Genomic DNA, 11,886 nt, shown 5'->3' with positions numbered 1-11,886 from the left:
TCAGATAGAATGACTTGAATGGAATTTTATTCCGTTTATAACTCAATTTTATGAAATCAATGTAATAATATATAGTATTTTCCAGATTGGGGCGTCCCCATCAAATTTATTATCTGCGAAAATGTTACGGATCGTGTGTTGGATTTCCTGTATGCGTGCCGGCACGTGATTTGTTCTCCTGTCTTTGCGTCCGACTTTTCTCTGAACGAGTGAGAGCGGTTCCATGAGATCTGAGTCCGCAGTCGCCCCACTCCTCCGGGCAAACTATATCTGTGCGTGCGTCCACCGACGGGTGAACCTGGGGACGGTGTCATGGGTGTTGGAGAAGGTGCGACCGAAGAGGTCAGGCCTGCCCGCGAACTCGACTGCGTCGGCCTCTACTGCCCGGTGCCGATCGCCCGCACGAAGGAGGAGATCGAGAAGATCGGGGTGGGCGAGGTCCTGAAGGTGGAGGCCGACGACCCGGCCGCGGAGGAGGACATCACGCGGTGGGCGAAGCGGACCGGCCATGAGATCGTGAAGTTCGAAAAAGACGAGGGGATTCTGATGTTTTATATCAGGAGGACGAAGTGAGGCGGAAAAATGGCAAAGATACTCTATGTCCAGACAAGTGGGACAGACACGCCGGAGAGGTTGTACGCCCCCTTTATCCTGGGGGCGACAGCCGCCGCGATGGGAGTGGAGGCGGCGATCTTCTTCATGATCAAGGGGATCACCGCGGTCAGGAGAGGAGAGGCCGAAAAGATCCGGATCGGGGCCTTCCCGACGCTTGCGGAGGCGATGCGGCAGGCGCTCGACGCGGGGGTGAAGATCTACATCTGCGAGCAGAGCACGCAGCTCCTCGGGGTTCCGAGGGGAGACTTCATCCCTGAAGGGACCATCGCCGGCGGTGCGACTCTCAATGACCTGGCCCTGGACGCCGACGCGGTGATGACCTTCTGAGGGAGGGGAGGATGGTCTATCTGGATCATGCGTCGTCTGTTCCTGTCGACCCCCGTGCCCTTGCCTTTGCCGGACGGTACCTGAAGGAGGAGTACGCCAACCCGTCGTCCCTGTATGCGCTCGGCCTTTCTGCGAAGCAGGCGGTGGAAGAGGCCCGGGCGCGGGTGGCGGCCCTGGTCCATGCCGAAACGCCGTCCACGATCGTCTTTACCGGCAGCGCCACCGAGTCCAATAATCTGGCGGTCAGGGGGACGGCCCTCAGGAACCGGAAAAAAGGAAAAAGCATCCTTGTCAGTGCTATCGAGCACGTCTCCGTCCTGAACCCGGCCAGGGACCTCCAGAAGCAGGGGTTCGACCTGGGTTTCGTGCCCGTGGACCGGTACGGGGTCGTCGACCTCGTTTTCCTGGAGGAGAACCTCGCGCCTGAGACGACCGTCGTCTCGGTCCATTATGCGAACGACGAGATCGGGACGGTGGAGCCGATCCGGGAGGCGGCCGCGATCGTGCACGAGAAGGGGGCGTACCTCCACGTCAACGCCACGGCGGCCGCGGGCCGGATACCGATCGACGTGCAGGAGGACGGGATCGACCTCCTCACCCTCTCGGGCAACGACCTCGGCGGACCGCGCGGTGCGGGGGCCCTCTATATCGGGCCGGGCGTGAAGGTCCAGACCGTGATGCCCGGCGGCGGCCAGGAGAAGGGCCTGCGGTCGGGGACCGAGAACGTGTTTGCGATCGCCGGGATGGGGGAAGCGGCACGCATTGCCGCCATGGAGATGGAGGACGAGATGGCACGGGAAAAGGCGATCCGGGACCGCCTGATCGAGGAGGTCCTGACGATCGAGGAGTCCTATCTCACCGGCCACCCTGACTTCCGCCTCCCCAACCACGCCAGTTTCAGGTTTTCGAGGATCGAGGGGGAGAGCATCCTCCTGAACCTGGACACCTTCTTCGGCATCCAGGTGGCGACCGGTTCGGCCTGCACCTCGCGGACGCTGGAGCCGTCCCATGTGCTCATCGCCATCGGCCTCAAGCACGAGGAGGCCCACGGCTCGGTGGTGATGAGCCTTGGGCGGTCGAACTCGACGGAGGACGTGCCTCTCGTCGGCCGGGCGATGAAGGAGACGGTGATGAGGCTGCGATCGATCTCTCCCCTGTAATGTATGGAGGTGTAGGATATGGAGGACAGGCCGCAGATCGGCTATTCGAAAAAGGTGATGGAGCATTTCATGAACCCCCGCAATGTCGGCGATGTCGAGAATGCCGACGGCATCGGGACGGTGGGAAACCCTGTTTGCGGGGACCTGATGCAGGTCTCGATCAGGGTGGAGAACGATGTGATCACCGAGATCAAGTTCAAGACCTTCGGCTGCGGGTCGGCGATCGCCACCGCGAGCATGGTCACCGAGATGGCGAAAGGGAAGCATATCGACGAGGCGCTGAAGATCACGCGGCAGGACGTCGCCGACGAACTCGAAGGCCTGCCGCCGGTGAAGATGCACTGCTCGAACCTGGCGGCCGACGCCCTGCACGAGGCGATCAAGGACTACCGTGCGAAGAGAGAGGGCAAAAAGGAGGCGATCGAAGAACCGGCACGCTGATGTGGGGGGCGGTCGAAGGGATGGTGATGCCAGAGGGATGCTACAGTATCGCCGACCTCATGCTCCTCATGACCGACAGGATCGGCGAGACGGCGAGAGTTCTTGACGATACCGAGACGAGCGCGTTTGTCGACGCCATTCTTGCGGCACAGAGGATCTATGTGGTGGGTGCCGGGCGGTCCGGCCTTGTCGCCCGGGCATTTGCGATGCGGCTGATGCACCTCGGGATGGAGTCCTATGTGGTCGGGGAGACGATCACCCCGGCCCTGCAGGAGGGCGACCTCCTTGTCGCCTTCTCCGGGTCGGGGGAGACGCACTCGATCGTCGAGTTCTGCGCCACGGCGCAGGCCCTCGGCGGCCTGGTCTGCCTCCTTACTGCGACGCCCGACTCGACCCTCGGCCGGATCGCCGAGATCGTCGTGGACCTTGGCGTGGCAGCGCCGCCTGTTCCCGAGACTCCCGGACAATACGAGGTGCGGCAACTCACCGGACAGTACCGCTCCGTCTCTCCTGAATTCGCTCCCTTCGGGACGCTCTTCGAGATGACGTCCCTCATATTTTCTGATGCGGTCCTCTCGGCCCTGATGGAACTGAAGCACTGCAGTCTCGATGAGATCAAGGGAAGGATCTCGAATATCCAGTGATCATCGCCGTAAATATACCCTGCCTGTCAGGGCAATGCCGCTGAATGCTGCAATAAGGGCGGCGACGACGCAGAGGGAGGAGATGTACCTGGCCAGCACCTCGGCCTTCCCTGTCACGGCATAACTGCCGAGCCCGATAAGGAGGAGGCAGCCTGCCGCTGCCCATGCCGATCCGATCCCCAGTTTCAGGAGGTCCTGTCCCATCGTATCCCTGTGTCTCCCGATCGGTTGGACTGAAGATATACTTTTTGATTCGTGTTTTGTCTTATTTTATGTCTCTGATGGTGATTATTTCCTGTATGGTGCAGTATTTCTCGAAAAATATATCCTGTGCAGCAACAATCACCTGTTCTGATGATAGATCGTGTATTCTGCCCGGAGGTGGCCTGTGTCCTGGCGGTGGCGATCATCGGAATCCTGGTCATCCACTCCTGAGACCTGCCCCTGTTCCTGTCCCGGAACACCATGCATCCCTTTTTATTTCCCCCGCGGAAACCTATCCCTGAGAACCATGAGCGAACAGAAGGGACACTTTGAATCCGGTCGGTGGGTCGAGGACAGGGAACCCGAGGCCGTCCCGGAGACCCCGGAAACGCCGAAGGCTCCGCAGGTGGACGAAATGGTGCACGAGGCCTCGACGTCGGTGAAAAAAGCGATCGACGACGTCGTCCACCTCGGCAAACACCTCTTCGGGACAAAAGGGGGGCGCGACCACCTGGAGAAGAAGGCGCGGGCCGCCGGCGCCGAACTGGAGAAGGCGATCGGCGAGGTCGCCGAGGCGGCACGCCGGACCATTGAGAAAAAGGACTGATATAAACTCCTATTTTCTCCGGGCGAGGAGCCGCGCCTTCATCTTCTCCAGTACTGCCCTGATTTCCTCCTCGTCCATTCCCGGATCCTTATAGCGCGTGAAACGTTCGCAGGGGAGTTCGGGGCATTCGCCGCAATGAGGGAGGTGTCGCTCGCCCGTGCAGCAGGCATACACCGGACAGGTGTCGGTGTCGACAAAAGCCGTCCAGAAGGGCCGCCCCTGTACGTGGTCGCATCCGCCGCATTCTTCCCTGTGCTCGCACTCGTCGCAGATTATACCGCAGACCGCGGTGATGAGATCTGTCTCCATGGCAGGATATGGCACCTCAGGTCACATAATTCTGCTACCGGGCAGGGTGAAAATGTAACCTGGGGATGGTCACTCCTCCTCGAGTGCCGCCATCGCCCCTTCGATCATCGAACGTGCCGCCCGGATCTTTGACCTGGCCGCGCCGTACTCGCCGCCGTCGCACGCGTCTTCAGCCTCGGTATAGAGGCGCTCTGCCCGTTCGGTTCGTGCCCGCACCTTTTTCACCTTCCCTTTCTGCCCGTCCTCTTCGAGAAGATCGATCTCCTCCCTGAGCGTCAGCAGGTCGCCGGAGACCTCTTCGAGTTCGGCCCTGACCTCGTCCTCCTCGGCCTCGACTTCGGCCCTCTTCTCCCGTGTCCGCTCGCGGGCCGCCTCCTGTGCCTCTGCCTGGGCGTTTTTGATCTCCCAGATCTCGTCCTCCACCTCCTTCACCTTCTCTGCAAGGAGGGCGGCGAAGGCGGTTCTGTCCTCGCGTGAGTCCTCATATCCATGGTACGCCTCGTACGCCCCGCCGGCGGCGGCCCCGCCGAGGGCGTCGGTGATGCTCCCTTCCTCGCGCCGCATGATGCCGCCGAGGACGCTCCCGACCCCGGCACCGACGAGGGCCCCCATCAGACCCCGTGCGACCTCTTTTTTCTCCCTGACAACGGTGTAGGTGACCTTCACGTTCTTTTCCGAGGGCGCCACCAGCAGTGTCCCCTGTTCGCCTGTCCTTTTGACGTCCATCGTGGCATTCTGGCCATCTCTCCTCTCGCCGGTGATCTCGGTCCCTTCAAGGGCGAGATGGGATACCAGGCGTTCCAGAAAGTCGTCGTACCAGTCGGCCACACCCTGACCATAGTATATAAACGGCATTGTTATCGCATCTGCATTTTAAAAATTAGGATATATTCCTGCCGGTTTGTCGATCGGCACGTCGTCCCCTCTCTCTGCGCATCCGGGCCGCTCCCCGGGTGGCGTCACAGGGGAACGCCGATCAGATGGAGCACGACGACGATGATCACGCCGATAATGCCGCCGAGAGCGCTGATCAGGATCGTGATGATGTCTATCGGGATGTCGGGCTTGCCAAAGAGCCCCATCAGGTTGAAGAGGTTGATCAGGAAGAGGACGATAATGCCGAGGACTGCGTTGATGACCAGGGCGAAGACATTTTTGACGAAGTAGTACAGCAGCACCGCGACGATGACGGCGAGGATAATACCGAGGATCTGTCCGAGCATGCCCTACTGTCTGCTGCATGATATATATGCTGCGGGTCACCTCCCCCACACGACGAGGGCGGCGTGCCAGAACCCTGCGGCAAGGATCGCAGCCCATAGTGGTGCGAGTGCTGCGGGATCGGCTGTCACGGCTGATACCGCCGTTGCCAGGGCGAGGGCCTGCCCGGCCATCACCCTGCTCGGGTCGAGGGGTCGGCCCCCACTGTCTTCTCTTGAATGGACGGTCTTTGCGGCGGCGATGCCGATGCCTGCCGCGGGGGAGGGTATGTCGAGGTGTACGGGCGTTGCAAGGAGTGCGACCGTCGTGGCGAGGAGAGCGACGGCGGCAAAGGGGAGACGGTGCCGTGCGGGATCCTTCAATCGGCCGTCGAGGAAGAATGCCGCGGCGGCGATGGGGCCCGCAGGGAGAAAGCCCCGTGACAGGGGCCACAGGGTGAGGATGAGGACGAGGACACGGTCGGTCGTCGTGGCGGCACGACCCTGATGACGAGGAGGGCCCAGAGCAGGGTGAGGATGTCGGGGATGGGCAGGACGACGAGGGCTCCGGTCGTCATGACCGCCGCCAGCAGGGCGGAGAGGTCGTGGTCGGGGTCTGCTTCCCGGCAAAGGGCCCAGGCAAGGAAGACGGCGAGAGCGGCGCCAGAGCCGAGTATCAATGTCTCCACTATGCCCGTGCCGGCGAGGGTAGATGCTGCGGCTGAGACGAGGAAAGTGGCCAGGGCGAGGAGGACTATAATGCGGTTCGTCTGATAGGACAGGTCAAGGGGCCGGGCGATCCCGCTCTGAGGCTGCACGGGGAAGAGGGGTGGGGAGGGTGCTTATAAGACTTGCTGCCGCAGGCATGGCCCTACCTCCCCCTGACAGAGACCGTCGTCGTCTTCCCGAAGGGGACGTCGAAGGAGATGATGCCTGCATCGACGGTCATCGTACCCTCTGCCGTTACCTCCAGCTCCCCGGAGAGGGCCAGGGTTCCGGCAGCGGAGAGCATGGCCAGATTGTCCATGGTGACCGGTATGACGATCTCGGTCGTGTTGTACGCCGGGATAGATATCTCTTCACCTCTCCCTGACCCGAGGAACACTTCTCTTCCGTTCTTCGAGTAGGAGACATTCACGGACACGTCCTGGATCGTCGCCCCCACCGGGTTCGGGTTGTCCACGGCGAGGATGACCTCCAGGTCCATGCTCTCCAGGGTGAGGCCGGTGACGGCGATACCCGTCACCGTGACCTCGGGCGGCCTGAGGGGCGGCCCGCCGGCACACCCGGCGATGAAGGCTGTGATCACCAGGATGGCAAGGGCCGGTGCGAGTTTCATGGTCCTTCATACGGGGTGTTGCGGTATATATTTTCAGGGGTCAGAGAGAACACCACCATGGTCTCTCTTTCAACCGAACCTTTTTTCTGCCAGAGATACGATTGCCCTCCCATGCCTGTCTGCGGGCCAGGGGACATGCGTGAGGTTCTCGCGTATCTTGCGGCTGAAAGGGACATTGCGGCGAGGTTCGGCCTCCCTGCCGAGACGATCCTGCCCCTCCTCTTCTCCCTGCGCTTCGGCGGGGCATGGAGTTACGCGACAGAGGGAGGGCGGTCCGTCTCTGTCGTCCGGAAAAGAACGCTCTGGGACGAGAGAACAAAGACCGGCGTCACTCTTGAAGAGGTCACCCTCCTGCTGAACCCCACTGTCCTCTCGGAAGAGGGGGCCGTCTCCCGCCTGGAGAAGTGTGGGAACGAGGCCGAGAGACTCATCGTGACACGGCCATTCAGGATCAGGGTCCGGGCCGACAGGGCGGTGCGGGTGCGTGTCGACCCGGAGAGGAGTGAGATCGCGGCCGAAGAGGTGACCGGGTTGGAGTTCGCCTACGAAGGGTCGACTGCGTTCAATGTGGCGCACGAGTTGGAGCACCTCGAAAAAAAAGGGATATCCGGCCGGCGTCTCTGGGAGATGAAGGTGGTGTGAGGGGTGGTGGTCCGTGTGGGGTCTCATGTCGGGAAGATGGGGTGATCATCTGCGATGATCGATCATTCGAAAAAAGGCTGTGTAGAAATCCTTTTCTGAAGTGCCTGTACCGGGGGACTACCGCCCCCGGCCCCCCGGTACAGGATAGACAGGGGATGGCAGTTTCCCCTGCAGAATATCCGATTCACGCTTACCTGACCCAATCCTGAGCGGGGGTCCGGGGGCAACGAGCAACAGCGAGTTCAAGAAAATCTCTGATTTTCGGCGTAGTCCCCGGTCTCAATTGAGGGGGAGGGCGGTTGGTCCACTCGTCACCTCTGTGGATCAGGAGACTCATCGACTCGTGGATGGGTGTTTCTATAGAGTTCGAAAAAGGGAAAATATCATCTCCGTCTCCATCCTCATGGCCGGGGTCCGGCGGTGCGACCGAAGGGCGCATGAGAATATCTTTGATTTTCAAGAAACGAGCGATAGCACGGTCGAGAAGATGAAGTCTTTGAGGACCGAACGGAGTGAGGTCAAGAAGGTCAAGACCTTCGCCGAACGAGCGTCAGCGAGTTCGAGAACACAGAGAATCAAGGATTCTCTGAGCAGGCAAATGTTCCATTTGCCATGTATGGAAAATCGAAGATTTTCCTATTCGGGCACATCTTCGATGTGCCACGAACCGAAGGTTTTCGCTGAGGGGGGGGGGTAGTCCCCCGGCACAAGCATGCCAGAACAGGAATTCTCCTGAGTTAGTAAATCACAGGTTTTCAGGTTGCGAAAGATAGCGAACTCTGGATATCTGTAAATATTCCCCGAAAACGCCAACCCCAGCCGTTCCCGAGGAAAAACACTCCCGACCCAATGATTATATCCCCCGGCGCGTCATCCCCCTGCGGGGTCATGCAGATGACACACCAGATCATTACCGTCAAAAGGCTTGGCGTGGTCTCGGTCGGGATGTTCTTCGCCGTGCTGGGAGCGATCTACGGGCTTCTGTCCGGTCTTGCCACCGGCCTCGGGATCATCCCCGGGATGAGTATGGGGACGATCGCCTCGGTCGGTGCGGTGGCGCTGAGCGCCGTGGCCGGTGCGTTCGTCTTTGCGATCGTCTGGTTTATCGGCGGGTGTATCGCCGCCGTCATCTATAACCTTGTCTTTGCGGCGTCAGGGGGGATCGAGGTCGAGATCGACGTGCATGGTTAGCCCTGCCCGGCGATCTCCCTGATCCGCCGGAGGCAGAGCACTGCGTCCTCCCTTTTCCTGTCGACGCCGTCTGTACGGGCGAAGGCGAGGAATTGCCCTGCCTTTTCCTCACCGATCGCCGCTGTCGCGCCGTCGCAGACGGCCTCGTATGTCCGCTCGGGGAAATAGAGGGCCCGCGCTGATTCCAGGAGGGCCGTGCCCTCCGCCGCGTTGACCACGCCCTCCTCTTCAGCCTTCCTGATCGTCCACCTGATATTGACCAGGGGCTCTGAGAGGGGTGTCCCGCTCTCCGGGTCGAAGACGAGGGCGACCTCGTCGTCTGAGACCAGGGCCCCGTCCCTGTATGCCTGGTAGACCTCGCCCACTCCCTCCATGCCGAGGCTGTCGAGTTCCGCGGCCCTGAGGGCCCCCATGCTCGACGCGCCGAGAACCCTCGCTCCCTTGCGGAGGGCGTAGAGCACCTCTCTGTGGGCGACCGAGCACGCCTGGAAGAAGACCCCGTCGATGAGGCCGATGATACGTGCCCCCTCGTCGGCCGCCTTCCTGATGTCGCCGCGTGCGGCCGGGGGACGAAAGTCCGCGTCAAGGATGGCGCGGGCCTCCTCCCTGTCAAGACTCGGACCGAGAAAGACGATGATCTCCGGCATGCCGGCACCGCGCTCCTGCCCTCTCCCTGTCCATTGCAAAGACTTCGAGGCCGGGCACGACCACCCGTACCACAGGCATGCCTATCTCCGCCCGCGTCAGGTCGGTGACGATCACCCGGTCCAGCCCGACCTCCCTGAGGCGGCCGACGACGTGGCCGATGTCGGTGAGGAAATCGTCTGAGTCGAAGGACGGGACCGTGTCGATCTCCTCCTCGCCGTCGTCCGTGAACCAGTATTTGTTCAGCCTCTTCGTCCTCTCGTAGCCGATCTTCTTCCTGAAGTCGGCCTGGTCGGTGTCCTCCCGTGCGCCGTGGATCTGGGTGAGGCGGCTCTGGGCCACCTCGGTGAGAGCCCGCAGCACCGCGATGCCGGCGTTCGTGTGGGTACCCATCCCCATCGTCAGGAGGGCCGGGTCCCTGAGCACCACGTCGTCGGCGACTGCCGCCATTGTCGGGATGCCGATGTCGCTTGTGATGTCCTTGAGGTGGACCTCGACGCCGGCGGCGGCAAACTTTGCGAGGAGGTCGCCCGCCATCCCGTCCGTGATGCCGGTGACCGCGGGACCGGTGTTCCTGGTCACCTCGACCAGGGACCAGGCGTCCCTCTCGACGACCTCCATGAGGGCGTGGAAGATCGCCTCCTCGCGGGTGTTGCCTGAGGCGATGCCATTTGTGTTGGTCCGGAAGAGGTCGCCGTGCTCGCGCCCGACCGGGTGAAAGACGGCATGGGCCGGGAGGAGAACCTCCTCGTCGCCGGCGATGTCATAGCCCGCAACCCAGGGGATGCACCTCTCCGGGTCGGCGTACGGGGGGAGGATGAGGTCTGCCGGGTCGACGGGGTTGCCTTCCCTCTGCATCTCCCTGTATGTCCCGGTCAGGACCAGCATGCTGTTCATCTCGGCCGAGTAGCGCTCTATCCCCTCCATCATCGCGGAGACCTCGGCCTCGGTCGGCGTCGCCCCTTTACCGTTGTACACCGAGATGGCGCCGTCCCCGGCCGTCGGCCTGATGCTGGAGAAGACCGGGATGCCGATGCGGTCGAGGCTCGTGATGTCCGCGACCCGCGTGATCCCGGCGGCCGGGAGTTTTTCCCTGACCCTCTGAAGCGTCTCCTCGGGCGGAACCGTTCTCTGGGTCTCGTGCCTGTAGGCTTTTTTGCAGGAGTTCAGTCTCATCCTTCATCCTCCGGCGACCGGTGGGAAGAGGGCGACCTCGTCCCCCTCGCCGAGGGCGATGGCTCCTACCTCAGACCGCGGGACCCGTCTCCCATTCCTCATCAGGATCACGTGGCCTTTCAGGTCGCCGTTATCCTCGAAAAGTGCCTCTTTTGCCTGCACCGACTCTGCCCCGAGCAGGGCGAGCAAGGTATTCATCGTCGCCCCCGCCGGGACGTCCATCGTGCGGTCGGCCCCGAGGGCCTCACGCAACTGTGCAAATGCTCTGACCCGAACGTTCACGTTTCTTCGCTCCTCTCTGCCCTCCGCGGGCGGGTTCACAATTGTTACTGGATCGGTATGCCCTTATCCGATAAATAGTGTCATTCTGCACCGTGCCGGCCGACGGTTATCACCTCTCCCGCCACGCACCCCGCACCCTCTCCCTGACCGCCTGCACGATCTTCCAGGAGAGGAGGGCAAGAAAGAGGGCCAGGATCAGGATCAGGGTGAAGATGATGATCATGGCGTCGGTGACCAGGAAAAGGGAGACCGCGACCATCACCGACTCCGAGATGCCGAGAGAGACGAGGACCGGGAGGATGGCGGTGTTGATGAGGAACTCGAAGGAGATGACGAGGAGGACGATAGCGGCGGAGATGATGGCCACCTGGACGAATTCCTGCCGTATCGGGCTCCAGTGTCGCGAGATGATGTTGTCCCTGATCTCGAAGCAGACGAGGACCGTGGCGCTGCCGGCGAGGAAGTGGATGAAGTTGGTGATCGGGAGGGTGTACGTCAGGATGAGGAAGACGAGGAGGTTTGCCAGGAGATACGCGAAGGTGATGACGAAGATGATGATGGAGAAGTTGTGGTGGATGAGGGAGAGGTACCCGGAAAAGGTGTTTTCTTTCCTGTTTGCGTCGATGGTCTGGACCGCCTCCTTCAGGACCGCATAGGAGACGACGAAGAGGATGACATAGGCGCAGATCACTGAGAACTCCATGATCTGTCCGAGGTTGAGGTTCAGGAGGATGTTCAGGGAGTCCCCTCCCGCCTCCACGGTCCGGGCGATATATGTGACATTCCCGGCAAAGGAGACATTCGAGGGTACTGCCTCCCCGCCAAGGGCGACGTCGCCGGCGATCTGGACTGTGTTGATGGGGTCGGTCGTCTTCGAGAGGAGGCCGGTCAGGTAGAAGGCGAGGGCGCCGAAGACGCCGAGCACGACGAAAAGAGATGCGTTCTCCAGGAGGTACTCCCTCACCGTACGGAGCGGGCGTTTGTCGCTGATGTCGCACGCGCAGCGGGTGCAGACCTCCCTGTCGTCCGGGTTGGCATAACTGCATCGCGGGCAGATCTTCATGGCGGGGCGGACCTGTCTGCCCCTGGGTGCCGGCGCTATATA

General features: G+C 61.6%; 19 protein-coding genes. 8 read left to right on the top strand and 11 right to left on the bottom strand.

The window, feature by feature from the left end:
* Nucleotides 1-312 precede the first annotated feature (312 nt).
* Genes MEFOE_RS12305 through hxlB form a run of 5 tightly spaced genes read left to right on the top strand, consistent with a single transcriptional unit; the run spans nucleotide 313 to nucleotide 3,187 of the window.
* Nucleotides 313-573, top strand: coding sequence for a sulfurtransferase TusA family protein (locus MEFOE_RS12305; RefSeq protein ID WP_067053301.1), 261 nt, complete (start codon nucleotides 313-315; stop codon nucleotides 571-573).
* A gap of 9 nt (nucleotides 574-582) precedes the next feature.
* A complete protein-coding gene (locus MEFOE_RS12300) occupies nucleotides 583-942 on the top strand; it encodes a DsrE family protein (protein WP_067052510.1) in 360 nt (119 codons plus the stop codon).
* Between the two features lie 11 nt (nucleotides 943-953).
* Entirely contained in the window at nucleotides 954-2,102 is a 1,149-nt protein-coding gene (locus MEFOE_RS12295; RefSeq protein WP_067052508.1) for a cysteine desulfurase family protein, read from the top strand.
* An 18-nt stretch (nucleotides 2,103-2,120) separates the two neighbouring features.
* Nucleotides 2,121-2,543, top strand: coding sequence for a Fe-S cluster assembly scaffold protein NifU (nifU, locus tag MEFOE_RS12290; RefSeq protein WP_067052506.1), 423 nt, complete (start codon nucleotides 2,121-2,123; stop codon nucleotides 2,541-2,543).
* A gap of 26 nt (nucleotides 2,544-2,569) precedes the next feature.
* Nucleotides 2,570-3,187: a 6-phospho-3-hexuloisomerase gene (hxlB, locus tag MEFOE_RS12285; protein ID WP_067053298.1), complete on the top strand. Its 618-nt coding sequence runs from the start codon at nucleotides 2,570-2,572 to the stop codon at nucleotides 3,185-3,187.
* Here the strand turns inward: hxlB and MEFOE_RS12280 are convergent, their stop codons facing one another.
* The gene (locus MEFOE_RS12280; protein ID WP_067052504.1) at nucleotides 3,188-3,391 is read right to left on the bottom strand and encodes a hypothetical protein; all 204 of its coding nucleotides are present in this window, start codon (nucleotides 3,389-3,391) and stop codon (nucleotides 3,188-3,190) included.
* Between the two features lie 307 nt (nucleotides 3,392-3,698).
* Here MEFOE_RS12280 and MEFOE_RS12275 point away from each other — a divergent pair, with 307 nt between their 5' ends.
* Entirely contained in the window at nucleotides 3,699-3,998 is a 300-nt protein-coding gene (locus MEFOE_RS12275) for a hypothetical protein (protein WP_067052502.1), read from the top strand.
* 9 nt (nucleotides 3,999-4,007) lie between these two features.
* Here the strand turns inward: MEFOE_RS12275 and MEFOE_RS12270 are convergent, their stop codons facing one another.
* The 6 genes from MEFOE_RS12270 to MEFOE_RS12245 form a co-directional block, all read right to left on the bottom strand.
* Nucleotides 4,008-4,307 (bottom strand): DUF3795 domain-containing protein, encoded by a 300-nt coding sequence (locus MEFOE_RS12270; RefSeq protein WP_067052500.1) that lies wholly within the window; start codon nucleotides 4,305-4,307, stop codon nucleotides 4,008-4,010.
* Nucleotides 4,308-4,376: 69 nt separating this feature from the next.
* Nucleotides 4,377-5,162, bottom strand: a complete 786-nt coding sequence (locus tag MEFOE_RS12265; protein WP_067052498.1) for a hypothetical protein — start codon at nucleotides 5,160-5,162, stop codon at nucleotides 4,377-4,379.
* A 104-nt stretch (nucleotides 5,163-5,266) separates the two neighbouring features.
* The gene (locus MEFOE_RS12260) at nucleotides 5,267-5,530 is read right to left on the bottom strand and encodes a pro-sigmaK processing inhibitor BofA family protein (RefSeq protein WP_067052496.1); all 264 of its coding nucleotides are present in this window, start codon (nucleotides 5,528-5,530) and stop codon (nucleotides 5,267-5,269) included.
* A gap of 36 nt (nucleotides 5,531-5,566) precedes the next feature.
* Nucleotides 5,567-5,890, bottom strand: a complete 324-nt coding sequence (locus MEFOE_RS12255) for a hypothetical protein (protein ID WP_067052494.1) — start codon at nucleotides 5,888-5,890, stop codon at nucleotides 5,567-5,569.
* Nucleotides 5,887-6,324 carry a hypothetical protein gene (locus tag MEFOE_RS12250; protein WP_067052492.1) on the bottom strand — a complete coding sequence of 146 codons (438 nt, stop codon included), beginning with the start codon at nucleotides 6,322-6,324 and terminating at the stop codon, nucleotides 5,887-5,889. Before MEFOE_RS12250 ends, MEFOE_RS12255 begins: the two co-directional genes overlap by 4 nt.
* Nucleotides 6,325-6,377: 53 nt before the next feature.
* Nucleotides 6,378-6,845, bottom strand: coding sequence for an LEA type 2 family protein (locus MEFOE_RS12245; RefSeq protein ID WP_067052490.1), 468 nt, complete (start codon nucleotides 6,843-6,845; stop codon nucleotides 6,378-6,380).
* 135 nt (nucleotides 6,846-6,980) lie between these two features.
* On the opposite strand from MEFOE_RS12245, the gene MEFOE_RS12240 reads away from it, so the two are divergent.
* Entirely contained in the window at nucleotides 6,981-7,487 is a 507-nt protein-coding gene (locus MEFOE_RS12240) for a putative ATP-dependent zinc protease (protein WP_153015972.1), read from the top strand.
* A gap of 888 nt (nucleotides 7,488-8,375) precedes the next feature.
* Complete coding sequence (locus MEFOE_RS12230) at nucleotides 8,376-8,678, top strand: hypothetical protein (protein WP_067052484.1); 303 nt, start codon at nucleotides 8,376-8,378, stop codon at nucleotides 8,676-8,678.
* On the opposite strand, the gene MEFOE_RS12225 is transcribed toward MEFOE_RS12230, so the two are convergent.
* The 4 genes from MEFOE_RS12225 to MEFOE_RS12210 form a co-directional block, all read right to left on the bottom strand.
* The gene (locus MEFOE_RS12225; protein WP_067052482.1) at nucleotides 8,675-9,325 is read right to left on the bottom strand and encodes a TfuA-related McrA-glycine thioamidation protein; all 651 of its coding nucleotides are present in this window, start codon (nucleotides 9,323-9,325) and stop codon (nucleotides 8,675-8,677) included. The two genes, MEFOE_RS12230 and MEFOE_RS12225, sit on opposite strands and share 4 nt — an antisense overlap.
* Complete coding sequence (locus MEFOE_RS12220; protein ID WP_067052480.1) at nucleotides 9,288-10,499, bottom strand: YcaO-related McrA-glycine thioamidation protein; 1,212 nt, start codon at nucleotides 10,497-10,499, stop codon at nucleotides 9,288-9,290. Before MEFOE_RS12220 ends, MEFOE_RS12225 begins: the two co-directional genes overlap by 38 nt.
* A gap of 3 nt (nucleotides 10,500-10,502) precedes the next feature.
* Nucleotides 10,503-10,781: a ubiquitin-like small modifier protein 1 gene (locus tag MEFOE_RS12215; protein ID WP_067053295.1), complete on the bottom strand. Its 279-nt coding sequence runs from the start codon at nucleotides 10,779-10,781 to the stop codon at nucleotides 10,503-10,505.
* Nucleotides 10,782-10,890: 109 nt separating this feature from the next.
* Nucleotides 10,891-11,844: a hypothetical protein gene (locus MEFOE_RS12210; protein ID WP_067052478.1), complete on the bottom strand. Its 954-nt coding sequence runs from the start codon at nucleotides 11,842-11,844 to the stop codon at nucleotides 10,891-10,893.
* Between the last annotated feature and the right edge of the window lie 42 nt (nucleotides 11,845-11,886).

Source organism: Methanofollis ethanolicus, assembly GCF_001571385.1.
Lineage (GTDB): Archaea > Halobacteriota > Methanomicrobia > Methanomicrobiales > Methanofollaceae > Methanofollis > Methanofollis ethanolicus.
The sequence above is the reverse complement of the archived record's forward strand: the minus strand, read 5'-3'. Positions and strand labels throughout refer to the sequence as shown.

Coding starts and splice junctions, on each gene's coding strand:
- MEFOE_RS12265 (WP_067052498.1), bottom strand. CDS start 5,162: ATGCCGTTTATATACTATGGTCAGGGTGTGGCCGACTGGTACGACGAC.
- nifU (WP_067052506.1), top strand. CDS start 2,121: ATGGAGGACAGGCCGCAGATCGGCTATTCGAAAAAGGTGATGGAGCAT.
- MEFOE_RS12230 (WP_067052484.1), top strand. CDS start 8,376: ATGCAGATGACACACCAGATCATTACCGTCAAAAGGCTTGGCGTGGTC.
- hxlB (WP_067053298.1), top strand. CDS start 2,570: ATGCCAGAGGGATGCTACAGTATCGCCGACCTCATGCTCCTCATGACC.
- MEFOE_RS12210 (WP_067052478.1), bottom strand. CDS start 11,844: ATGAAGATCTGCCCGCGATGCAGTTATGCCAACCCGGACGACAGGGAG.
- MEFOE_RS12260 (WP_067052496.1), bottom strand. CDS start 5,530: ATGCTCGGACAGATCCTCGGTATTATCCTCGCCGTCATCGTCGCGGTG.
- MEFOE_RS12240 (WP_153015972.1), top strand. CDS start 6,981: ATGCGTGAGGTTCTCGCGTATCTTGCGGCTGAAAGGGACATTGCGGCG.
- MEFOE_RS12270 (WP_067052500.1), bottom strand. CDS start 4,307: ATGGAGACAGATCTCATCACCGCGGTCTGCGGTATAATCTGCGACGAG.
- MEFOE_RS12295 (WP_067052508.1), top strand. CDS start 954: ATGGTCTATCTGGATCATGCGTCGTCTGTTCCTGTCGACCCCCGTGCC.
- MEFOE_RS12245 (WP_067052490.1), bottom strand. CDS start 6,845: ATGAAACTCGCACCGGCCCTTGCCATCCTGGTGATCACAGCCTTCATC.
- MEFOE_RS12225 (WP_067052482.1), bottom strand. CDS start 9,325: ATGCCGGAGATCATCGTCTTTCTCGGTCCGAGTCTTGACAGGGAGGAG.
- MEFOE_RS12305 (WP_067053301.1), top strand. CDS start 313: ATGGGTGTTGGAGAAGGTGCGACCGAAGAGGTCAGGCCTGCCCGCGAA.
- MEFOE_RS12275 (WP_067052502.1), top strand. CDS start 3,699: ATGAGCGAACAGAAGGGACACTTTGAATCCGGTCGGTGGGTCGAGGAC.
- MEFOE_RS12300 (WP_067052510.1), top strand. CDS start 583: ATGGCAAAGATACTCTATGTCCAGACAAGTGGGACAGACACGCCGGAG.
- MEFOE_RS12280 (WP_067052504.1), bottom strand. CDS start 3,391: ATGGGACAGGACCTCCTGAAACTGGGGATCGGATCGGCATGGGCAGCG.
- MEFOE_RS12220 (WP_067052480.1), bottom strand. CDS start 10,499: ATGAGACTGAACTCCTGCAAAAAAGCCTACAGGCACGAGACCCAGAGA.